Source organism: Neisseria sp. HMSC078C12 (assembly GCF_001838065.1).
GTDB lineage: Bacteria > Pseudomonadota > Gammaproteobacteria > Burkholderiales > Neisseriaceae > Neisseria.
The window spans coordinates 105583-127188 of the sequence record NZ_KV835584.1 but is presented as its reverse complement, the minus strand read 5'-3'; the positions used below and the strand labels follow the sequence as shown (position 1 = coordinate 127188).

At 48.9% G+C, this 21606-nt stretch carries 19 protein-coding genes; 6 read left to right on the top strand and 13 right to left on the bottom strand.

All coding sequences use genetic code 11. From position 1 onward, the window contains the following. Positions 1–278 precede the first annotated feature (278 nt). Together HMPREF2596_RS02210 and HMPREF2596_RS02200 are read left to right on the top strand one after the other, a co-directional pair. Positions 279–893: a CadD family cadmium resistance transporter gene (locus HMPREF2596_RS02210; protein WP_036491903.1), complete on the top strand. Its 615-nt coding sequence runs from the start codon at positions 279–281 to the stop codon at positions 891–893. A 293-nt stretch (positions 894–1186) separates the two neighbouring features. Beyond that, positions 1187–2284, top strand: a complete 1098-nt coding sequence (locus HMPREF2596_RS02200) for an NnrS family protein (RefSeq protein WP_070849357.1) — start codon at positions 1187–1189, stop codon at positions 2282–2284. 51 nt (positions 2285–2335) lie between these two features. Here the strand turns inward: HMPREF2596_RS02200 and pgi are convergent, their stop codons facing one another. The 5 genes from pgi to zwf form a co-directional block, all read right to left on the bottom strand. After that, the gene (pgi, locus tag HMPREF2596_RS02195) at positions 2336–3979 is read right to left on the bottom strand and encodes a glucose-6-phosphate isomerase (protein WP_003745746.1); all 1644 of its coding nucleotides are present in this window, start codon (positions 3977–3979) and stop codon (positions 2336–2338) included. A gap of 143 nt (positions 3980–4122) precedes the next feature. Then, positions 4123–4971 (bottom strand): DNA-binding transcriptional regulator HexR, encoded by an 849-nt coding sequence (gene hexR, locus HMPREF2596_RS02190; protein ID WP_003745745.1) that lies wholly within the window; start codon positions 4969–4971, stop codon positions 4123–4125. Positions 4972–5047: 76 nt separating this feature from the next. Continuing rightward, a complete protein-coding gene (locus tag HMPREF2596_RS02185) occupies positions 5048–6028 on the bottom strand; it encodes a glucokinase (protein ID WP_003745741.1) in 981 nt (326 codons plus the stop codon). After that, the gene (gene pgl / locus HMPREF2596_RS02180; RefSeq protein ID WP_070849354.1) at positions 6009–6704 is read right to left on the bottom strand and encodes a 6-phosphogluconolactonase; all 696 of its coding nucleotides are present in this window, start codon (positions 6702–6704) and stop codon (positions 6009–6011) included. Before pgl ends, HMPREF2596_RS02185 begins: the two co-directional genes overlap by 20 nt. 63 nt (positions 6705–6767) lie before the next feature. Then, positions 6768–8213 carry a glucose-6-phosphate dehydrogenase gene (gene zwf, locus HMPREF2596_RS02175; protein ID WP_070849351.1) on the bottom strand — a complete coding sequence of 482 codons (1446 nt, stop codon included), beginning with the start codon at positions 8211–8213 and terminating at the stop codon, positions 6768–6770. A gap of 481 nt (positions 8214–8694) precedes the next feature. Between zwf and edd the strand changes: the two genes are divergently transcribed. Next, entirely contained in the window at positions 8695–10530 is a 1836-nt protein-coding gene (gene edd / locus HMPREF2596_RS02170) for a phosphogluconate dehydratase (RefSeq protein WP_070849347.1), read from the top strand. Positions 10531–10725: 195 nt separating this feature from the next. Continuing rightward, the gene (locus HMPREF2596_RS02165; protein WP_003745733.1) at positions 10726–11364 is read left to right on the top strand and encodes a bifunctional 4-hydroxy-2-oxoglutarate aldolase/2-dehydro-3-deoxy-phosphogluconate aldolase; all 639 of its coding nucleotides are present in this window, start codon (positions 10726–10728) and stop codon (positions 11362–11364) included. A 65-nt stretch (positions 11365–11429) separates the two neighbouring features. Here HMPREF2596_RS02165 and HMPREF2596_RS02160 read toward each other — a convergent pair whose 3' ends face one another. The 7 genes from HMPREF2596_RS02160 to HMPREF2596_RS02135 all read right to left on the bottom strand — a co-directional run bounded on the left by HMPREF2596_RS02160 (position 11430) and on the right by HMPREF2596_RS02135 (position 18788). After that, positions 11430–13034: an NAD(P)-binding protein gene (locus HMPREF2596_RS02160; protein ID WP_070849344.1), complete on the bottom strand. Its 1605-nt coding sequence runs from the start codon at positions 13032–13034 to the stop codon at positions 11430–11432. 67 nt (positions 13035–13101) lie between these two features. Then, positions 13102–14793, bottom strand: coding sequence for a DUF4178 domain-containing protein (locus tag HMPREF2596_RS02155; protein WP_070849341.1), 1692 nt, complete (start codon positions 14791–14793; stop codon positions 13102–13104). Between the two features lie 167 nt (positions 14794–14960). Then, on the bottom strand, positions 14961–15488 hold the full coding sequence (locus HMPREF2596_RS02150; RefSeq protein WP_070849338.1) for a hypothetical protein: 528 nt from the start codon (positions 15486–15488) through the stop codon (positions 14961–14963). Between the two features lie 79 nt (positions 15489–15567). After that, positions 15568–15951: an adenosylmethionine decarboxylase gene (gene speD, locus HMPREF2596_RS02145; RefSeq protein WP_070849336.1), complete on the bottom strand. Its 384-nt coding sequence runs from the start codon at positions 15949–15951 to the stop codon at positions 15568–15570. Further along, positions 15948–16094, bottom strand: a complete 147-nt coding sequence (locus tag HMPREF2596_RS11355) for a hypothetical protein (RefSeq protein WP_162837292.1) — start codon at positions 16092–16094, stop codon at positions 15948–15950. Before HMPREF2596_RS11355 ends, speD begins: the two co-directional genes overlap by 4 nt. Position 16095: 1 nt before the next feature. Beyond that, positions 16096–17616: a DUF4178 domain-containing protein gene (locus tag HMPREF2596_RS02140; RefSeq protein WP_210401054.1), complete on the bottom strand. Its 1521-nt coding sequence runs from the start codon at positions 17614–17616 to the stop codon at positions 16096–16098. Positions 17617–17774: 158 nt separating this feature from the next. Then, complete coding sequence (locus HMPREF2596_RS02135; protein ID WP_070849332.1) at positions 17775–18788, bottom strand: SPFH domain-containing protein; 1014 nt, start codon at positions 18786–18788, stop codon at positions 17775–17777. A 434-nt stretch (positions 18789–19222) separates the two neighbouring features. Between HMPREF2596_RS02135 and HMPREF2596_RS02130 the strand changes: the two genes are divergently transcribed. Beyond that, on the top strand, positions 19223–20047 hold the full coding sequence (locus tag HMPREF2596_RS02130; protein ID WP_070849329.1) for an outer membrane beta-barrel protein: 825 nt from the start codon (positions 19223–19225) through the stop codon (positions 20045–20047). Positions 20048–20247: 200 nt separating this feature from the next. On the opposite strand, the gene HMPREF2596_RS02125 is transcribed toward HMPREF2596_RS02130, so the two are convergent. Continuing rightward, positions 20248–20646, bottom strand: coding sequence for a DUF350 domain-containing protein (locus HMPREF2596_RS02125; protein WP_083324968.1), 399 nt, complete (start codon positions 20644–20646; stop codon positions 20248–20250). A gap of 204 nt (positions 20647–20850) precedes the next feature. Here HMPREF2596_RS02125 and HMPREF2596_RS02120 point away from each other — a divergent pair, with 204 nt between their 5' ends. Next, positions 20851–21603, top strand: coding sequence for a CPBP family glutamic-type intramembrane protease (locus HMPREF2596_RS02120; RefSeq protein WP_070849326.1), 753 nt, complete (start codon positions 20851–20853; stop codon positions 21601–21603). Positions 21604–21606 lie beyond the last annotated feature (3 nt).

Below are 21606 nucleotides of genomic sequence, written 5' to 3'. Positions count from 1 at the left end.
TTCGTTGCCCTCTCACTAACCCTCTCCCACGGAGAGAGGGGATCAGGTTTCTCAAAATCAGAGAGCCGTAGAATTGGGAATCAGATGTCGGGTAAACCTGAAAATGTTCAGGCTCGACAGCCCAATTCCCTCTCTCCGTGGGAGAGGGCTAGGGAGAGGGTAAGCAAGCCGCAGGCTTGCCTCTTTAGCGAAAGATACGAATCTGTTATCCGAACGCGATTCGGTTTTTGAAAAAGCCGTGGTGCCAAGGGGGCAGAGGATTCATTATGAGGTGCTTTATGTTTTCGACTGTGATTACTGCTGCTGTTTTATATATTGCTACAGCAGTAGATTTGTTGGTAATACTATTAATATTTTTTGCTAGAGCAAATACTAGAAAAGAATATCGAGATATTTATATCGGACAATATTTAGGTTCTGTAATTTTAATATTAGTTAGTTTATTTCTAGCTTTTGTTTTGCATTATGTTCCGGAAAAATGGGTGTTGGGTTTATTAGGTTTAATACCGATTTACTTAGGTATTAAAGTTGCTATTTACGACGATTGTGAGGGCGAAAAAAGAGCTAAAAAAGAATTGGATGAAAAAGGGTTGTCAAAATTAGTCGGTATTGTTGCTTTGGTTACAGTTGCTAGTTGTGGTGCAGATAATATTGGACTTTTTGTTCCTTACTTTGTGACTTTAGATCTTGTCGACTTATTAGTTACTCTTCTTGTATTTTTAATATTGATTTTTGTTTTAGTATATACAGCACAAAGATTGGCTAATATTTCAGGTGTTGGTGAAATTGTAGAGAAGTTTAGTCGTTGGATAATGGCTGTTATTTATATTGGTTTAGGATTATTTATTATTATTGAAAATAATACAATTCAAACAATAATATCAATAATATGAATGATACGGGCATTTGAGTATCTGACAAACCTTGCGGTTCGTTGCCCTCTCACTAACCCTCTCCCACGGGGAGAGGGAATCAGGTTGCTGAAAATTAGAGAACGTAGGATTGAAAATCAGATGGTAGGCAAACCTGAAAATGTTCGGGTTTGGCAGCTTAATCCCCTCTCCCCGTGGGAGAGGGCTAGGGAGAGGGCACAAGCCGCAGGCTTGCCTCTTTGGCAAAAGATACGACCCTGCCCACCCAATAAATCCATACCCAAAAGCATCTTCATGCAGAATCAAGCCAAACCATGAATAAGTTTTTCACCCACCCCATGCGGCCGTTTTTCGTCGGTGCGGCGGCACTTGCCATACTCGGCGCGTTGGTGTTTTTCATCAGCCCCAGTGCCGTCATTTTGCACCGCCAAATCTTCTTAGAACTCATGCTGCCTGCGGCATACGGTGGCTTCCTGACTGCCGCCATGCTTGAATGGACGGGCTATCAAGGCCGTCTGAAACCTGTCGCTACTTTGATGGCGGCATTGTTGCTCGCCGCATCCGCCATACTGCCCTTTTCGCCGCAACCTGCCTCGTTTTTCGTCGCCGCCTATTGGCTGGTGTTGCTGCTGTTCTGCGCTTGGCTGATTTGGCTCGACCGCAACACTGATAACTTCGCCCTGCTGATTCTGCTCGCAGCATTTACTGTTTTTCAGACGGCCTATGCCGTTAGCGGCGATTTGAACCTGTTGCGCGCGCAAGTGCATTTGAACATGGCGGCTGTCATGTTCGTATCCGTCCGCGTCAGTATTCTTTTGGGTGCGGAAGCCCTGAAAGAATGCCGTCTGAAAGACCCTGTTTTTATTCCAAATATCGTTTATAAAAACATCGCTATTACTTTCTTGCTGCTGCACGCCGCCGCCGAACTTTGGCTGCCCGCGCAAACCGTCGGCTTTACCGCGCTTGCCGTCGGCTTTATCTTGCTTGCCAAACTGCGTGAGCTTCACCATCACGAACTCCTGCGCAAACACTACGTCCGCACTTATTACCTGCTCCAACTCTTTGCCGCCGCAGGCTATCTGTGGACAGGCGCGGCGAAACTGCAAAACCTGTCCGCCTCCGCGCCCCTACACCTGATTACCCTCGGCGGCATGATGGGCGGCGTGATGATGGTGTGGCTGACCGCCGGACTGTGGCATAGCGGCTTTACCAAACTCGACTACCCCAAGCTCTGCCGCATTGCCGTTCCCCTGCTCTTTATGGCCGCTGTCTCGCGCGCTTTCTTGATGAACGTAAACCCAATCTTCTTCATCACTGTCCCCGCGATTCTGACCATCGTCGTGTTCGTACTGTATCTTTTCACATTTGTACCGATATTTCGGGAAAATGCGTTTACGGATGATCCGGAATAAAACAAAAGGCCGTCTGAAAGTTTCAGACGGCCTTAGCTTTAACTAAATGCTTTATTTGTTGGCGTTCAAATAAAGATTAATCAGACGTGTAGTCGAGCTGTCGTGTTTTTGCACTTCAGTCTCGCCGTTCAATTCGGCAAGAATGGTTTTGGCCAATTGTTTGCCGAGTTCTACACCCCATTGGTCAAAGCTGTTGATGCCCCAAATAATGCCTTGAACGAAGGTTTTGTGTTCATACATGGCAATCAGGCTACCCATATTGCGCGGGTTGATTTTATCCATGAGGATGAGGTTGGTCGGGCGGTTGCCTGAGAAGGTTTTGTGCGGAACCAGCTCTTCGATGCGCTCTGCTTCCATGCCTTGGGCTTTGAGTTCGGCGCGGACTTCGTCTGGGGTTTTGCCGCGCATAAAGGCTTCGGCTTGGGCAAAAACGTTGGCCAACAGGATTTCGTGATGACCTTGCAAATTGCTGCGTTTTTCAAGGGAGGCAATCAGGTCAATCGGCGTGATGTGCGTACCTTGGTGCAGCAGTTGGAAAAATGCGTGCTGGCCGTTGATACCGGTTTCGCCCCAAATAATCGGGGAAGTTTCGTAACCGACCGGTTTGCCGTCAAGGGTCACTTGTTTGCCGTTGCTCTCCATGTCAAGCTGCTGGATGAATTTGGGCAGGCGGTGGAGGTGTTGGTCGTAAGGGGCGATAACGTGGCTGCCGCCGCCGTAGTAGTTGATGTACCAGATGCCGATGAGGGCGAGGATGACGGGCATGTTGCGCTCTAGCGGCGTGTTGATGAAGTGTTGGTCCATCAGGTGCGCGCCGTTGAGCATTTCGATGAAGTTCTCTTCGCCGAGATACAGCATAATCGGCAGGCCGATGGCTGACCAGAGGCTGTAACGGCCGCCGACCCAGTCCCAAAATTCAAACATATTGGCGGTATCGATACCGAATTCGGCAACGGCTTTTTGGTTGGTCGATACGGCAACGAAGTGTTTGGCCACGGCACTTTCATCGCCTGCATGATCCAAGAACCATTTACGCGCGGTCAGGGCGTTGGTCAGGGTTTCTTGGGTGGTGAAGGTTTTGGAGGCGATGATGAAGAGGGTGGTCTCGGGGTGGACTTTGGACAATACGTCGCGCAGTTGGGAGCCGTCCACGTTGGAGACGAAGTGCATGTTCAAACGCGGATGGCCGAATTGTTTGAGCGCGGTACACATCATCAGCGGACCGAGGTCGGAGCCGCCGATACCGATGTTGACGACGTCGGTGATGACTTGGTTGGTATAGCCTAACCAGCTGCCGCTGCGGACTTCGTGTGCAAATTCGCCCATGCGTTGCAGGACATGGTTGACTTTGGGCATCACATCTTCGCCGTCTACGACGATGGGGGCGTTGGTGCGGTTACGCAGGGCGACGTGGAGAACGGCGCGGTTTTCTGTCGTATTGATTTTTTCACCGTGGAACATTTGCTGCATCCGTTCCGGCACGCCTGCTTCACGCGCCAGCTCGAACAACAGTGCCATGGTTTCGTCGTTGATGCGGTTTTTGGAATAATCCAGCGTAAGGCCGCCAACCTGCAGCCAGTAACGCTCGGCACGTTCGGGATCTTGGTCGAACATTTCGCGCATGTGTTGTTCTTTGGTTTCGTCAAAATGTATCCATAATTTTGACCAAGCCGGTAAATCGTGAAGGTGTTTCATCGGATGCTCTCCTGGATAGTGGACAGTTTTGTTGAGAAAACGGCCGTGAGGTCGTCTGAAACGGGAACGGTGTGGTTTCCGTTTTTTGAGGTTTCAGACGGCCTGGATATGAGGCGAGGCCGTCTGAATATATCAGTGAAGAATCAATCTTTATCGTATTCGATGTGTTTGTTGTGTATGCTTTTTTTACTTTTTTGCAGTTGCGTGCTGGCGGTATCGCCCAAACGTAAGGCCAAGCCGATGGCAAGAATGTCGATAACGGCCAATTGCAGAAGACGGGACACCATAGGCGTATAAAGCTCGGCATTTTCCTGAGTGGCGATGCTCAATACACAGTCGGCCATTTGGGCCAACGGCGAATCATTGCGGGTCAGCGCGATAACGGATGCGCCGTTTTCTTTGGCGATACTGGCCGCGTCCAGCAATTCGATAGACGAGCCGGTATTGGAAATCGCCACCAGCACATCCTGCTCGGTCAATACGGAAGCCGCCATCAACTGGGTATGCGTATCGACATAAGCAACAGTGGACATGCCGAAGCGGAAAAATTTGTGTTGCGCGTCTTGGGCTACGATGCCGGAGTTGCCGACACCATAAAACTCAACGCGTCGCGCGTGCATCAGAATGGCAATCGCGTTTTCCAGCTCGGATTCTTTCAGGAAGCGGCGCTCGCCCAAGAGGGAGGCTGCGGCATTGCCCAATACTTTTTCGACCACGCTGCCCATGTTGTCATCGGCGTTTAATTCTTCATGAACGTAAGGCATGCCTTCGTGGCCGATGCTGGCAGACAAAGCAAGTTTGAATTCAGGCAAGCCTTTGTAACCCAGGCTGCGGCAGAAACGGATTACTGTCGGCTGACTGACGGACGCACGCTCGGCAATTTCCGCCACAGCGGCATGAACGAACCATTTCGGCTCGGCCAGCGCAGATTCGGCAACTTTGCGTTCTGCGCCGGAGAGGTTGGACAATGATTCGCTGATTTTGCTTAACATATACTCTACCCTTTGATTTTTTGACGTTCAGGACAAAGGTTTTCTCCACCCCTGCCCTGCACTGCCGTTTGTGTGTTTAAACGTTATTTAAATGATTGTCTAATGCCGCCGCTGCGCCGACGATGCCCGGAAACTCGCTCAATACGACATACACGGGAATAGCGGCAAGATAAGCCTCAAAACGGCCTTTATTTTCAAAGCGGCTGCGGAACGGGGACGTTTTAAAGTAATCCAACACGCGCGGGATAATGCCGCCGCACAAATACACGCCGCCGCGCGCACCCAATGACAAAGCCAAATTGGAAGCAACCGTACCCAGCATGGCGCAGAAAATATCCAAAGTCTGACGGCAAAGCGGAGAAGTCCCGCTCAATGCCTTATCGGTAATTTCAGACGGCTTCAGACGGTATTGCTTGATGTTGTCGCGTTTGGCCAATGCTTCGTAAATCAGGCTCAAACCTGCGCCGCTCAAGAAACGCTCGGCAGAAACATGGCCGTATTTGTTTTTAGCGTATTGCCAAATCAACACTTCCATATCGTCAAACGGCGGAAAACTGGTATGGCCGCCCTCGCCTGACAAAGCCACCCAGCCGGCGGCGCTGTGCACCAAACCGCTGACACCCAAACCTGTACCCGGGCCGATAACGGCTTTAGGCGCAAATTCGATGGGCTTTTGCCCGCCGATTTGTACCAGGTCTTTCTTTTCGGTTTTGGTCACTGCCAAAGCTTGGGCGGTAAAGTCGTTCAACAGAATCAACGTTTCCAAACCCAAAGCCTGACGGGTGGTCTCGATGGAAAACGCCCAGTGGTGGTTGGTCATCTGCACCCAGTCGCCCAAAATCGGATTGGCAATCGCAAAGGCGGCATGCAAAACTTTCGGGCTACCTGCGCGTTCCAAATAAGTTTTGGCGGCATCAACGACGGTATCGTAATCTTTGCATGGTAAAACTTCAGCCTTCTCAATTACTTGTGGGGCAGTTTCAAGCGCAAAACGGGCATTCGTACCGCCGATATCGGCGACCAGGCGGGGATAAGCTTCAGTGTGCATAGTAGACATGACAGTTAATTCCTTGATGATTGAGAATCAGGCTGGTCGGATATTCGGTATCGGCCCTTGCGGCAGCTTTATCAAATACTGCTTTTTTCTCTGCGCCTTGAATGGCCAAAAACACATTCGGCGTTTTGGCAATCGCACCCAAAGTCATGCTTACGCGCTCATGCGGCGCGGTAACCGGCGTGGTATGAATCAATGTCGGGTCATCGGCTTCATTGATTGCAGCCTGTAATTGAGGCGCTTGAGGGAACAACGACGCCGTATGTCCGTCTGAACCCATGCCCAACACCAGCACGTCAGGTTGCTTGTAATGTTTCAATGCGTAAGCAACGACAACTTCAGGTTGTAATTCAGTTTCAGACTTTCCGTCTTCAACAACCGGAATCCATGTGGCAAGGGCAGCATTATTTTTGAGCAGATATTCTCGCACCAGGCCCGTATTGCTGTCGGCATGCGTGGTCGGGACAATACGCTCGTCCACCAAAGTAATGCCGATGTTTTGCCAATTTAAATCTTTTTGCGACAAAGCCTCGAAAAACGCAATCGGCGAACGACCGCCGGAAACGGCCAAAACCGCATGGCCTTTCTCATTCAATGCGGTTTGCAGTGCGGCGGCAACGGCACCGGCCAAAGCTTGCGCGGCAGTTACAGCGTTTTCTTGTTCGTGCAAAACAAACATGTTTCGTCCTTTCATGGTTTCAGACGGCCTTTTGTTGGAAAACAAGGCCGTCTGAAAGAAATATTATTGCTCTTCGTGCCACTTGTTGCCGTCGCGTGCTAACAGCGCACGCGCAGCTTCAGGGCCCCAAGAATGGGCTTCGTAAGCATGCGGAGGCGTTGTATTGTTCGCCCAGTTTTCCAAAATCGGCATCACATATTCCCAAGCGGCTTCGAGTTCGTCGCGGCGGTTGAACAAAGCGAGTTTGCCGTTAATCACATCCAGCAGCAGACGCTCATAAGCCTCGGCGCGGCGGCCTTCTACGGCTTTGCCCAAATCCACGCCCAAAGACGTTACTTCCACTTTATTGCCTGCACCCGGGGTTTTCACTTGCGTGTAAAGGCGGACAGATTCGGTCGGTTGTAGCTCAATAACCAAACGATTCGGCGCAGCTTGGCTGTTGTCGAAAATATGGTTTTGCAGCGGACGGAAGTTCAACACGATTTCCGCTACTTTGCCTGCCATGCGTTTGCCGGTACGCAGGTAGAAAGGTACGCCTTTCCAACGTTCGTTTTCGATTTCGGCTTTGATGGCGACATAGGTTTCAGTGAAACTGTCTTTCGGCACATCGACTTCTTCCAGATAGCCGTTCATGCCGTTTGACGCAACATATTGGCCGCGAATAACATTTTCATTGACAGATTCGATGGTCAGCGGTTTCAAAGCCTTGATGACTTTCACTTTTTCATCACGCACGGCATCGGCATCCAAGCTGGCGGGCGCTTCCATGGCGGTCATACAAAGCATTTGCATTAAGTGGTTTTGCACCATATCGCGCAATGCGCCAGTAATGTCGTAGAACTCGCCGCGCTCTTCCACGCCCAACTGCTCGGCAATGGTCAGCTGTACGCTTTCAATGTATTTGTTGTTCCACAAAGGCTCGAACATCACATTGGCAAAACGCAGGGCCAGCAGGTTTTGCAGGCTTTCTTTACCCAAATAATGGTCGATGCGGTAGATTTGTTCTTCTTTGAAATAACGGGCCACATCTGTATTGATCTGTTGGGAAGAGGCCAGGTCTGTACCCAGCGGTTTTTCCAAAACCACGCGCATGTTATCGGCATTCAAACCGATTTCGGCAAGGTTTTCACAGGCTTGCGCAAAGAATTTCGGCGCAGTTGAGAGGTAGATCACGACATTTTCAGTATTCTTGCGCGCTTTTACCAAGTCGCCCAAAGCAATGAAGTCATCTTTCTTTGTCACATCAACTTTTAAATACTCGAGACGTTGGATAAACGATGCCCACGCTTCTTCTGAGAAGTTTTGTTTGACATGGATTTTAGAATTCGTTTCCACTTTGGCTAAAAAGCCGGCGGTATCCAATTCGCTTCGGCTTACGCCCAAAATACGACCTTCGGGATGAAGCAAACCGGCTACATGCGCCTGATACAGGCAAGGCAAAAGTTTACGCATTGCCAAATCGCCGGTCGCGCCAAACAACACCAAATCAAAATTTGTCTGTGTACTCATTGTTTCATCTCTCGTTGAGGAAGCTTGCTTCAAAACTTTTGGACTGTCGTCATCTATAAAAATCGATTAGAATCAAAAGCCTTTAAGCAATAAGCAGTAAAAAACCAATCGCCTGCACCAAAATTTCAAACAAGCGGGCTAATGAGTAGTAATACTACACATGGCTACACATTTTGTCTATTCTCATTTTTACAAATTGTTTGATTTAACATAAAAGTTTGATGACTTTTGTAGCCCATCGTTTTACGAATTGACCATACCTCGATTTAAATCAAATTTCTTACATTTAGCAAATTATTTTGTAACAAAATTACAGATTTTGTACTATAATATGCGGACGCTTCGAAGAGAAATCTTCAAATATTCAGACGGCCCTTATTATTCATTCCCACAGCTCAAGGCCGTCTGAAACATACCCAATACAAAAATCAGAAACGCGCAAACAAAATCCCTATCATATCGTTTAGCCAGGAGACCGCACATGAACCCCACTCCTATTCACCCGAAACTCGCCGAAATTACCGAGCGCATCATCGAGCGCAGCCGCCCGACGCGTGAAAAATATCTGGCGAAAATCCGCAGCGCCAAACAGATGGGACGCTTAGAGCGCAACCAGCTCGGCTGCAGCAACTTGGCACACGGCTACGCCTCCATGCCTAAGAGCATCAAAATCGAAATGCTTCAGGAAACCGTCCCCAACTTAGGCATCATCACCGCCTATAACGACATGGTTTCCGCACACCAGCCGTTTAAAGACTTCCCCGACCAAATTAAAGACGAAGCACAGAAAAACGGCGCGACCGCCCAAGTCGCCGGCGGCACGCCCGCCATGTGCGACGGCATCACGCAAGGCTACGCCGGCATGGAATTGTCGCTGTTTTCCCGTGACGTGATTGCCATGAGTACCGCCATCGGTCTGTCGCATCAAATGTTTGACGGTGGCCTGTTTATGGGCGTATGCGACAAAATCGTACCGGGTTTGATGATTGGTGCGTTGTCGTTTGGCCATATCCCAGGCATATTCGTCCCTGCAGGCCCGATGTCCAGCGGTATCGGCAATAAGGAAAAAGCCCGTACCCGCCAGCTTTTCGCCGAAGGCAAAGTCGGTCGCGATGCCCTGCTTGAAAGCGAAATGGGTTCTTACCACAGCCCGGGTACTTGTACCTTCTACGGCACCGCCAACTCCAACCAAATGATGATGGAGATGATGGGTGTACACCTGCCTGCCGCCGCCTTCGTCCACCCTTACACCGACCTGCGCGAAGCCCTGACCCGCTACGCTGCCGGACACCTTGCGCGCGGCATCAAAAACGGCACCATCAAACCCTTGGGCGAAATGTTGACCGAAAAATCCTTCATCAACGCCCTGATCGGTCTGATGGCAACCGGCGGCTCGACCAACCACACCATGCACCTCGTCGCCATGGCGCGCGCCGCAGGCGTGATTTTGAACTGGGACGACTTCGACGAAATTTCTTCCATCATCCCGCTGCTGATCCGTGTGTATCCAAACGGCAAAGCCGACGTGAACCACTTTACCGCAGCAGGCGGCCTGCCTTTCGTTATCCGCGAATTGCTGGATGCAGGCTTGTTGCACGACGATGTCGATACCGTCGTCGGACACGGTATGCGCCACTACACCAAAGAGCCTTTCCTCATCGACGGCAAACTCGAATGGCGCGAAGCCCCTGAAACCAGCGGCAATGAAGACATCCTGCGCAAAGCCGACAATCCTTTCTCCCCGGACGGCGGCCTGCGCCTGATGAAAGGCAACATCGGACGCGGCGTGATTAAAGTGTCCGCCGTGCGCGAAGGCTGCCGCATCATCGAAGCGCCTGCCATCGTGTTCAACGACCAACGCGAAGTTTTAGCTGCATTTGAACGCGGCGAGTTGGAACGCGATTTTGTGTGCGTCGTCCGCTACCAAGGCCCGCGCGCCAACGGTATGCCCGAGTTGCACAAACTGACCCCGCCTTTGGGCATCCTGCAAGACCGCGGCTTCAAAGTGGCGCTGCTGACCGACGGCCGTATGTCCGGCGCGTCCGGCAAAGTACCCGCGTCCATCCACATGACGCCCGAAGCCCTGATGGGCGGCAATATCGCCAAAATCCGTACCGGCGACCTGATCCGCTTCGACTCCGTTACCGGCGAACTCAATGTCCTAATTGACGAAGCCGAATGGAACGCCCGCGAAGTCGAACACATCGACTTGAGCGCGAACCAACAAGGCTGCGGCCGCGAACTCTTCGCCAACTTCCGCAGCATGACCAGCAGCGCAGAAACCGGTGCCATGAGCTTCGGCGGCGAATTTGCCTGATGTCCGTTTCAGACGGCCTTCGTGAATAGAAGGTCGTCTGAAAAATTATTGAAGCTGTTTAAACGGATCAGACGCAGCGTGGGCTTTGCCCGCGAATAAGCAACGTCTCCCATTTTTCAAAAAGGCCGTCTGAAAACCTAGCCCCTTCCTGTTTGACCTCAACAAAAATGCCCCTATCCCACTTGGAGAACTGAAATGTCCAAACTGACCCCACGCGAAATCCTGACCGCCGGCGCAGTTGTGCCTGTGATGGCGATTGACGACTTAAGCACCGCCGTCGATTTGTCCCACGCCCTTGTCGAAGGCGGCATCCCTACCCTCGAAATCACCCTACGCACCCCCGTCGGCCTCGACGCCATCCGCCTGATTGCCAAAGAAGTGCCCAACGCCATCGTCGGCGCAGGTACGGTTACCAACCCTGAGCAACTCAAAGCCGTCGAAGACGCAGGTGCAGTTTTCGCCATCAGCCCAGGTCTGCACGAATCCCTTGCTAAAGCTAGCCACAACAGCGGCATCCCCCTGATTCCCGGCGTTGCCACCCCGGGCGAAGTCCAACTGGCTTTGGAACACGGCATCGACACCCTCAAACTCTTCCCTGCCGAAGTCGTTGGCGGCAAAGCCATGCTCAAAGCCCTGTACGGTCCTTACGCCGACGTGCGCTTCTGCCCGACCGGCGGCATCAGCCTGGCAACTGCACCCGAATACTTGGCACTGCCTAATGTCTTGTGCGTCGGCGGCTCATGGCTGACTCCGAAAGAAGCCATCAAAAACAAAGACTGGGATACCATCACCCGTCTGGCTCGCGAAGCTGCCGCTTTGAAACCCAAAGCCTAATCAGGTTATAGGTTAAAAGAGAAAAGGCCGTCTGAATATGATTTCAGACGGCCTTTTTATATCAATTAAGCCAACACTTTCCGTGCCGCCTCCACGCCCCAATACAAAGCCTCTTCAAATACCGAATAGCCGCTTAAATCACTGTGTGCAAACAATAATCCAGTATTTCGGTTTCTGATTTTTAATAAAGCCTCATCGCTTAAATAGCCGGGTTTCGGCACACTCATGCCATGCCCGCGGACGGTAATGTCAACATGGGAAACATGCCGCAAAAAGCCTTCGCCGTAAGCGGTAAGCAAATCTTGGGCGGCAAGCCAGAGCAGCTCTTTGTCGCTTGCTTCAAGCAACTGGCGGCGGACGGCTTGCGGCGTATCGTGGTTGAGCGCGGCGTAGGCGGTAAAAATCGTGCGTTCGGGGCGGGCAACCCGGATAAGCTGGTTGGTCGCAACAACATAGCCCAGCCCTTGGCTGCCGTAAACCACATTGTCCCACGCAAGTTCGCTGTTGTTTTTTTCTTTCGGGAAACTGTGCAGTTCAAAATTAGAAACCAGCCATGGCGCGTATTCGGGAATATCCAGACCAAATTGTTCTGGAGATTCAATAATGCGGGCGGCAACCATCAGCGGCATGGCGGAGATAAGGTGTTGCGCAGTGACGGCAACGGTTTCTCCTTTTGCATTATCACGCAGCCACACTTCAATCTGGCCGTCTGAAAGCGGTTTGATTTTGACGGCGGAAGCGTTGACGGAAGCGGGTTTGTCGAGGCGGATGCGATTTTCAGACGGCCACTGCCAGCTTTCCTGCAAACCGGCATGACGGCGCAGGTTTTCAGAAAGATGTGCCAAACCTTCGGGCCAAGTGAGGACGGTTTCTGCACTGTTGCGGGCGGCAAAATAATGCAGTCCGGCAAAGGCGGATACTTGCGCTATGCCCTGTCCGTAATCGTCGCGGCAGCAGTAATCGAGATACCACAAAAGCTCGGACGAGTTATAACCTTCCTGCTCAAGCCATTGTTTGAACGTCAAGCTATCAAGTTTGCGCCATGTTTCATCTACTGATGACAACACAATCGGAATGGCAAAAATTTTCTTACCGTCATTGCCGTAAGCCTGTTTCAGACGGCCGATTAAATCAAAAAACCGTTTGGAATCCGCATCTTCTTTCGGCAATAAATGTTCCACCCATTTATCCTGATATAAGAGGCGCGATTCGGGCGCATAGACCAAATCGGTTTCCCTAAAGCTGCCATCCGACTGCAAAATACCGAAATCCGCCAACATCTCGCGCACATACACGCTTTCTTTCGACGGCAAAGCCAAATAATGCGCACCACTCGGCGCTTTCAGGCCGTCTGAAGACGTATAGGCGGCATTGTTGCCATTGCGTTCAAACCCTTCCGCCAACAATACATCGCGGTGATTATGCTTCGCCAAATACCACAACGCCCCCAAACCAGCCGCACCGCCGCCAAGTATCAACGTATTGCATTCATAACGACGGGTCGGCGGACTGAGCAATTCCCCGTCACGCAACAAATGCCCCAACGGTAAGCCGACACGGTTAATAGAAACCGGCGGTTTGCGGTTGAGGTATTTATAAGTCTGCCAAGAAAAAGCAGAAGCAGCGCCAAGCGCGGCGGTATAGCTGAGAAATTGACGGCGGGTTAGCATGTTTTATAAAAAGGTCGTCTGAAAAAATAAAAGTAAAACGGTACAATGAAGTTAAACAGATCTCACGTTATTTATGCCCTGCCGAATAACCATGATAGGAGCTGCCGGAATGCGATGAGTCGCTGTCTTCAGCTTTGACATAGTTGAACAAGACGGTAAGGAAAATGATGAAAGCAAAGAAAATAATCGTCCCCACCCGTTCCTCTTCGTAATCACGATCGTTTTTATATCTGTCAGAAATCCATATCCATACCAATGCACACAGACTGACCACTATGCCGACAGGGCTACGTAGGTGCGGCGACAGCCAGGCCGGAAGGTTGACGATGATAAGAATCAGCATAGCAATGATACGGGCTACATTATCTCTACTCCCAACATTTCTATTGTCGCCCTTCAGCCAGTAAGAGAGCATCTCCTTAGTATCAAAAGACAGGCCGAATGCCTTTCTCATTTGACGGTAAGACACAGGGCTGCTTTTACTCCAGACAATTTCATCCTTACTCTGCTCGAAACACAGAATGACATTCCGGCCATAACTTTTCTTGCCGCTATATTCCTTGTAATGAAGCAAATCGCCTTGTTTGACTTTCCAATAAAAAGCGCCAGCCGCTGCCTCGACCCGCCCGCGGTAATGATCAATCAACATTTCACCGGCAGGATTGCCACTTGAATCAAAGTCCGGCCATGTGTGTAAGGTTTCTGACAGCCGCCAGCGTTTTCCAGACTCAATCAGCCAGGCAAACCCTCGTTGAGTGTTATAAAGCAGATATTCCGTCCAGTATTCGGACTGATTTTGGTTATAGGACGATATTTCGGCAAATCTTACAGCCCCGATAATCAGATATTCTGTATCATTCAGACGGCCTTTCGTACCAATGGAAAGCGTAAACAGGTTTTCTTGTTCTTTCCTTTGGACATTTGCCTTCATCAACGCAACAGTATCTTTTGTCGTGTTCAAACTGCTGCCGCAAGACTGACACAAAAGGAAAGAAGTAACACCACTTGGCCAATGGACAGGAGCGCCGCAATGAGGGCAGTTTTCAGAAAGAATCTCTCCTTTCAGACGGCCTGCACTTTCACGGATTTCATCATCACTGCGCTTATTTTCCAGCTTCAAACTGTCCAAACTGACTATGCGTCCGAAGTAGGAGTCCATTGGAAAAGTCGAATAATCCAAGGTTAAAAACAAATTGCCCCGTCGCCAGTCGCAAACCTCGCCTGTCGCTTGATTCCCAGATAAGTTAAACGGCAACTCGCCTTGCGCATCAGTATTACGATAATGTATGGTGCGGACGTCTGACGCAATAAAGGTTTGGCCATTAAAGATCAACGAACTGGAACCGGCTTTCACCGACTTAAAATTTTTTGGCCCCCGTCTCCTCTTCTGAGCAAGCAAACATGTCATCGCATATAAATCGCCAACCTCGGAAAGCCAGCCGGTCTGCCCGTCATCAAACAAAACATACCATTCATTCCATGCGCCGACATCGTAATGCACCTGCAATCGCCCAATCAGCGTAAATTTCCGATCATCAAAAACGCCTCTCGTTCCAATCTGCAACGGACTAAAATCCTCCAGCAACGCAGAATCACGCCCAGAATTGGCAACAAAATATCCGCTCCTCCCCTTACCGCTTCTAGCAACCAGCATACTGTGACAATGGCCACACACCAGCGTCACGGCAGTAGCGGAATATGCCTCCACAGGCGCGCCACAGCTTGGGCAATCGGTTTTAAAAAAAGGCGTTTTTTCCATATAACGTCAATATTTCAGTTTAATCAGCACAAGGTTTAAGGCCGTCTGAAAACGGATTGAATATGCTTTCAGACGGCCTGTCTTTTAATAAAGAATAAGTTAAATCTTTTTTCTTGATTGTTCTGCCATATGATGAACTTTGTTTTCTTTAACTAAAGCCAAGTTTACTAATCGGCAAAAAATTGTACATCTCTCTCTTTTACCCATCCGGTCGGGCAAACACCTTTTGCGACAATAAGCAACTGACTTTCATCATCAACATGAGTGGAAAGACGACATTTTTTGCCTTTGGGCGGTTTGATTTTCCATTCAGTCGGGAAATCGGTAGGTTTGGTGCAGTTGTCAGGTAGGCTCATATCATGGCAACTGATTTGGTTTTCTTTGATTGCCAAAGGTACTTTTTTTACTTTTATCCAAGAGTATCCTTCTTCGGTATTTTTGCTGTCATTACCGACAACGCAAAGGTATTGCATATAGTGCAATTGAGCGATTGAAGATGCCTTATCGCCTGGCTGAACTTGTAGGGATGTGCCTTGGTTATTACTGACATAAACTTGATTACGGCAATACTCTGTACGTTCATATGTTAATTTTTTTGCTTCGGCACTTTCCACTCCAAGCAAAAACAAACCTGCAAGCAAGTAAATAGCCAATGGTAAACTTCTGTTTCTCTTCCAATTTTTTATTTTAAGCATTTTGTTTAAAAGCCTTCTTATACTAAATTTGTTATCTAATTTGCTATCAGCCGATTTTTTTCAGACGGCCTGACAGATTTTATTGTTCAACCGATGGTTGTATATCGTCCAGTATACCTTCGCCACGTTGCGCAACCGTCCAAACTACCCGTTCCACCGCCAATTCCCTGCACAACACTTCCTTCACTTTTTCCAATTTCATACCGCCGCAAATAAATGCGTCAATGGCGGCAAAACGGTGTTCCGGCCAAGTGTGGATACTGATATGAGACTCGGCGAGCAGTAAAACGCCGGTTACGCCGCCTGCGCCGCCGAAGGTGTGGAAGTGTTCGGTCAATATGGTGGCTTCTGCGGCTTGTGCAGCGGCTGCCAAAGCGGTTTTCAGACGGCCTTCATCTTTTAAGATGGCTTCATCGCAACCGTATAAGTCCAATAGACCATGATTACCGGGCGCATGGGTCATTTATGGCCTCCGGAATAACCGCTGCCGCCGTAATAGCCGCCGGAGTGCATACGCGAGCCGTCGGAGTCGGAAGAGCCGTAGCTGATGATCATGGAGATGACGATGATGATGGTGCTGAAAATGATGTAAGTGATTCTTGACATATTAATCCTCGTCCTCGTCTTTTTTACCCATGCTCCACAACAACCAGCATCCTACAAAGATGACGGTAAGTGCAGCAGAACTGTCGCCGGTCAAAAGCGCAGGGAGGTTGACGACAACCAAGATGGCGATCATTATCATTCTTAATGATTTATCAATGCCGTCCGCCGCCATGTTTGCAGTGTAATGCGGAGCTTGGCTGGTCAGATTAAACGCATCTGCAATTTCCCGATAAGCAATTGGGGCACTTCTAGTCCATGCCATTTCGTGACTGTTTAGTTCGGAGCCAATCTTACGGCTTTGTCCGTCTCGGTAATCGCTGTAATAGTTCAAATCACCGTTTCGGACACGCCAATAAAACGCTCCGCTGGCAACCTTGACCTGTCCGCCATAGTCATAAAGTTTGCCATAGCCTTGCGGTTGGCGGTTGCGGTCGAGGCGCGGCCAATCGTTCAAGGTTTCGGAAATATTCCAACCTTCATCAGCTTCAACCAGCCATAAGAAACCCTGAGTTGGGTTGTAAAGCAGATACTCTGTCCACTGCCCTTCTGGTGCCAATGTATGTTTGGCTCCTTTGAACAAGTTATCAAATGTTTCCTGCGCATCTGTTTCTAAATATCGGATTGCGCCGATAACATGAAATTCTTTATTTTTCAGACGGCCTGTCGAGCCGACAGGCAAAGTAAACATTGTATTTTGTGACAAACGCAGATTATTGGCGGTAATAAGCTCCGCTTTATCTTTGCCGACTGCCAATTCACTGCCACAACTTTGACAATTCAGATGAGAGGTCAGGCCGTTTACCCAATGAATGGACGAGCCGCAGTTAGGACAGTTTTCTGAAGTAATACTGCCTTTCAGACGGCCTGCGCTTTCTTTAATTTCATCTTCGTGGCGCGTGTTTTCCAGCTTCAAATCATCCAGGTTTACCATCCGTCCGAAGAAGGCTTCAGGTGTTTCGCTATTGTAATCGAGCGTGATGAAAAGGTTTTCGCAACGCCAGTCGGAAACCCGATTTTCTGTATCTTCTTTCAAAACAAATGGCAACTCACCCTGCGCGGCCGCATGTTTCAAGCTGATATTGCGGACATCGGAGGCAATATAGCGTTTATCTTGAAAAATCAGCTCGCTAAACCCGGCTTGCGTGTCTTCAAATCTCGGCGGACTATCGATTTCGACCGGCATGGTCATCACATACAAATCGCCCGCCTCAGAAAGCCACCCGGCCCTGCCGTCGTCAAACAGCGCATACCATTCGTTCCACGCGCCATCGTCGTATTGCACCTGAAGCCGTCCGACCAAGGTAAAGCGTTGTGCGACAAATGTACCGCTGGTTCCGATTTGCAGCGGACTAAAATCTTCCAGCAATGCGGAATCGCGGCCGGAGTCGACAACGCCGTTATCTTTCCGCACCAGCATGCTGTTGCAATAGCCGCATACCAGCGTCACGGCAGAAGCAGAATGCGCTTCGACAGGTGCGCCGCAGCTTGGGCAGTCGGTTTTGAAGAAAGGAGTTTGAGACATGGGTTAGCTTTTTCAGAATGGGTTGGGATGTTTCAGACGGCCTTAACGTTTTTGAAGTCGGACAGGCTTAATCAAATCATTTGAAAGGCCGTCTGAAACCTTTTCACAGAAACAGCTACGCTTCTTTGAATGATATTTTTCAGACGGCCTTCAATTGATCAACCAATCAGCTGCTTCAACACTTCAGCCTTGGCCTTATCAAAATCTTCTTGCGAAATCAAACCGCCATCCAGCAAAGACTTGAGTTTTAACAATTTCGCCTGCGGATCTTCGGCAACCGGCTGAGCATTTTGTTGGCCTTGTTGCACATTTGGCTGCATCATGCCAGACATGGCACCCGCCATCGCCTGACCAATACCGGCACCTACGCCCAAACCTGCACCGATTCCGGCAAGTCCGCCTTCATTTTGTGCCGCAAGCGGGATGGATTCGGCGGTTTGATATTGGGTGTAGCGACCCAAATCGCCGATAACGCCCATCGAAATTTTCTTATCCAACGCAGCCTGGATAGAAGCAGGCAAGGAAATGCTTTCAACCGTAAAGTTTTCCAGCGCCAAACCCAGCTTGGCAAATTCTGCGCCGAGCAATTCGCCGATTTTTTGCGACAGCAAAACTTGGTTCGCAGCCATATCCAAAAACGGAATACCGGAGCTGCCAAACGCAGCCGCCAATTGAGTGACTGCAATATTGCGCAACTGGTTTTCCAAATCTACGCCGCTGTATTGCGCCGCCACACCGCTGACTTCTTTGAAGAATTTTGCCGGATCGCTGATGCGGTAAGAATACATACCGAACGAACGCAGTTGCACCGCGCCAAACTCGGCATCGCGTACGGTAACTGGTTGAGACGTACCCCATTTCCGTGCGAGCTGTTGTTTGGTATTGAAAAAGTAAACATCCGATTTAAACGGAGATTCAAAAAGCTTGTCCCAGTTTTTCAAGTTGGTCAGCACTGGCAGCGTTTGCGTATTGAGCGTGTAACGCCCCGGACCAAACACGTCGGCGGTTACACCTTCATCGACAAACATCGCCATCTGCGCCTCACGCACAGTCAGGCTCGCACCGTTTTGGATCTCCTCATCGGCAATCGGAAAACGCCACATCAGCAGGCTGTCATCGGGATTCGGCCATTGAATGACGTCGATAAACTGTTTCTTGATAAAGTTGAACATCGCAGTTCCTTATTTTAAGAAGAAGGGATAACTTATGGGCAGCCAGGTCAATTTGCCTGGTCGGTTATATCACTTATTTTATATAAATAGAATGTCATACGATATTAACATTCAAAATGTCTTTATGCATGGGAATAGAGTGGGTGGCTGTATCTATTTTTAGCGTTCAACCAACTAGCCTACCTAGAAACATTAACATACCAATAGGCTTCAAAATTAGACTTTATATTGCCTTAGTTTTACACTATTTCCAGACTTTTTATCTGCACTGTCTCATAAAAAAGACAAATACTTGCGGTAAATCATTAAATAACACACCAAACAGTCAATACATTACCCCAGCAGCATTGTTAATATTCATTAAATACTATAAAATCCATCATGCTATATCACTAAATTATCACACTGATTTTCACAAAGTAAAAGGAATTTACATGAAAAATTCTGCTCATTTCTGTCTTGCTGTGTTGACTCTGTCTGCTGCAGTAGGCGCACAGGCTGCCCGTCCTGTTGAATTTACTGTCGGTACAGAATATTACAATGAGACCTATCGAGAAAATAAAGATGGCGAACGCCTGATGCAACAAAAAGGTAACTTATGGTCTCTTAATGCCGGCGTTAAATATCGTTTTAACGAGCGCCATGCTGCAAAATTGGAAGGACGTTATTCCCGTGGTAAATCCGATTACACAGGACGCTTCCAAGATGGATCTGGAGCCACTACTGACTATGGCTCTGCCACACTCAAAGGTGCCCCACGTCGAGCATACGATATACGTGCCTTATATGAATACACACATCCTCTTAACGAGCGCTTTAGTATTAGTGCCGGAGCTGGCTTGGGACACCGTGTTCTAAAAGACTTGAGCCGCCGTGTAGATCCTGATGATTATGACCGCAAAAACCAAACTACATATGCTCAAATTAATGCAGGTGTAAATATCGCCCTTCCTACAAATTTTGAGATCTCTCCTCGCATTGCCTATAATCGTGCAGTTAAAGGTCGCCAATACTCCTATGAGGCGAATGGAAATCAGATTGAAATGAAGCAATCGGGCGGATATGGCTTCGAGATTGAAGTGCCCGTATCTAAAAAATTCTCTAATGGTTCAAAAATAAGCCTGGCTCCATTTTATCGTAATTGGAGAGTGAATGAATCAGATGCGGCATATGTTGTTGATGATGACGCCATATATAGTGCTGTAGAACCCAAAAACCGCACCCAAGAGATGGGTGTAAGATTGCAATACTCGTTCTAATTTAGCGAACTTAAGCAGTTAAAACATTTCAGACGGCCTTGTATATAACAGGCCGTCTGAATTTTTTGATACTTTCAAAATTCCACTATAACGCCAGCATCATCAGACGTAAGCCATTATCAGTCAAAAAATCTACCGATAATTTTTCCAGGTAAGAATTAGGATAAGCACATCTTTTGCTATCCAACCGACCATCAAAATCAAGTCAAACAAGCAGCGTTCAAAATGCCAATCGAAATGGATACTGCGCCAAATAACGCACCGACGGCGACATTGTTGCCAATAAGTTCTGCGGTAGCGCCTTTAATCATCATGGTGGCGGCGAAATAGACAAAAATCTGAATCACGGCTGCGGCAAGGGCCCACAGGATAAAATCGATGAAGCTGACGCTGTGGGCAATACTTGAGGCAAGCGTCAGACAGAAACCGACCAACGCGCCACCAAATGATAAAGCGCAGGCAAGGTTGCCGTTTTTAATCAGGCGCAATTCTTCAACGGGTGTAATCCGCAGATATACGGCGGCAAAAACAACAGTCATGGCGATACCTACCAACATATATTGCAGGTAGAGCAGATATTGGGACAGAGAAATACTCACGATAAGATTCCTTGGTTTGCAATAAAGTGATTATGCCATACTTTTGAAGATAAACCCTTTAGAAAATACGGCATTTTGGAAGCACTTCAGGCCGTCTGAAACAGACTGATTTTTAATTCATGTTTTATTGTGATAATTGTTGACGATTTTTGTATATTTATGTAACTATTGCGCACCGCTATTTATTAGATCAAAGAGGAGAATATGAGCATACTCGCCGCCATCCGCCCTAAAGAGCCTTTGCGCCATTTGCGCTGGTTTGACATGCTGATTGTAACCGCCATCCTGTTCGGTCAATTTGCCTACCGCTCCACCCAACTTTATATCGCCAGCCTGATGCCGCAAGTGGAAACGGCCGCCGTTTCCGAAGAGGCGCGCGATACTGCGGTAACCGGCGTAGCTTATTCGGAAAACATGAGCCTGCAGTTGACGCTGCTTGCTATTGCTCTGATTTACCTCATTATCCGCCGTTTCGACTTCAAACAATTGCCGATTCGTTTTAATTTAGGTGTGTTGTTTTGGACGCCTGTGATTTTTATCCTGATGGGCTTAACTGCCGATGCGATAACTTCATTAAGCGGCGGCTACAATTACTTTACCACTGAAATCTTCCAATACATCAAACCATTATCCATCTTCGACAAATTTGCCGCCCTTGCGCCAATGGCCATCCTCTACGGCCTTTTAAACGGCTTTTATGAGGAATTCTGTTTCCTCGGCCTTTTGACCTGCGTGGAAGACAAATACAAATGGCAGGCATTGGCCTATTCGACCTTGGTGCGCATCTCCTTCCATACTTATCAAGGCATGCTTTGGGCAACCGTTATCGGCGTCGTTTTCGGCTTGATGTACTACTTTTTCTACAAATACAAAGTCAAAAACCTGCTGCCGTTTTTCCTGATTCACGCCTTGGCAGATATCTTCGGCTCCGGCTTCATCTATTTGATTTGCGCTTAATGG

What these genes read in the sequence shown, in the direction of transcription:
- edd (WP_070849347.1), top strand. Translation starts at nt 8,695, where the DNA reads ATGAACCCCACTCCTATTCACCCGAAACTCGCCGAAATTACCGAGCGC.
- HMPREF2596_RS02120 (WP_070849326.1), top strand. Translation starts at nt 20,851, where the DNA reads ATGAGCATACTCGCCGCCATCCGCCCTAAAGAGCCTTTGCGCCATTTG.
- zwf (WP_070849351.1), bottom strand. Translation starts at nt 8,213, where the DNA reads ATGAGTACACAGACAAATTTTGATTTGGTGTTGTTTGGCGCGACCGGC.
- HMPREF2596_RS02210 (WP_036491903.1), top strand. Translation starts at nt 279, where the DNA reads ATGTTTTCGACTGTGATTACTGCTGCTGTTTTATATATTGCTACAGCA.
- HMPREF2596_RS02150 (WP_070849338.1), bottom strand. Translation starts at nt 15,488, where the DNA reads ATGCTTAAAATAAAAAATTGGAAGAGAAACAGAAGTTTACCATTGGCT.
- HMPREF2596_RS02160 (WP_070849344.1), bottom strand. Translation starts at nt 13,034, where the DNA reads ATGCTAACCCGCCGTCAATTTCTCAGCTATACCGCCGCGCTTGGCGCT.
- hexR (WP_003745745.1), bottom strand. Translation starts at nt 4,971, where the DNA reads ATGTTAAGCAAAATCAGCGAATCATTGTCCAACCTCTCCGGCGCAGAA.
- pgi (WP_003745746.1), bottom strand. Translation starts at nt 3,979, where the DNA reads ATGAAACACCTTCACGATTTACCGGCTTGGTCAAAATTATGGATACAT.
- HMPREF2596_RS02165 (WP_003745733.1), top strand. Translation starts at nt 10,726, where the DNA reads ATGTCCAAACTGACCCCACGCGAAATCCTGACCGCCGGCGCAGTTGTG.
- speD (WP_070849336.1), bottom strand. Translation starts at nt 15,951, where the DNA reads ATGACCCATGCGCCCGGTAATCATGGTCTATTGGACTTATACGGTTGC.
- HMPREF2596_RS11355 (WP_162837292.1), bottom strand. Translation starts at nt 16,094, where the DNA reads ATGTCAAGAATCACTTACATCATTTTCAGCACCATCATCATCGTCATC.
- HMPREF2596_RS02140 (WP_210401054.1), bottom strand. Translation starts at nt 17,616, where the DNA reads ATGTCTCAAACTCCTTTCTTCAAAACCGACTGCCCAAGCTGCGGCGCA.
- HMPREF2596_RS02200 (WP_070849357.1), top strand. Translation starts at nt 1,187, where the DNA reads ATGAATAAGTTTTTCACCCACCCCATGCGGCCGTTTTTCGTCGGTGCG.
- HMPREF2596_RS02185 (WP_003745741.1), bottom strand. Translation starts at nt 6,028, where the DNA reads ATGTCTACTATGCACACTGAAGCTTATCCCCGCCTGGTCGCCGATATC.
- HMPREF2596_RS02130 (WP_070849329.1), top strand. Translation starts at nt 19,223, where the DNA reads ATGAAAAATTCTGCTCATTTCTGTCTTGCTGTGTTGACTCTGTCTGCT.
- pgl (WP_070849354.1), bottom strand. Translation starts at nt 6,704, where the DNA reads ATGTTTGTTTTGCACGAACAAGAAAACGCTGTAACTGCCGCGCAAGCT.
- HMPREF2596_RS02155 (WP_070849341.1), bottom strand. Translation starts at nt 14,793, where the DNA reads ATGGAAAAAACGCCTTTTTTTAAAACCGATTGCCCAAGCTGTGGCGCG.
- HMPREF2596_RS02135 (WP_070849332.1), bottom strand. Translation starts at nt 18,788, where the DNA reads ATGTTCAACTTTATCAAGAAACAGTTTATCGACGTCATTCAATGGCCG.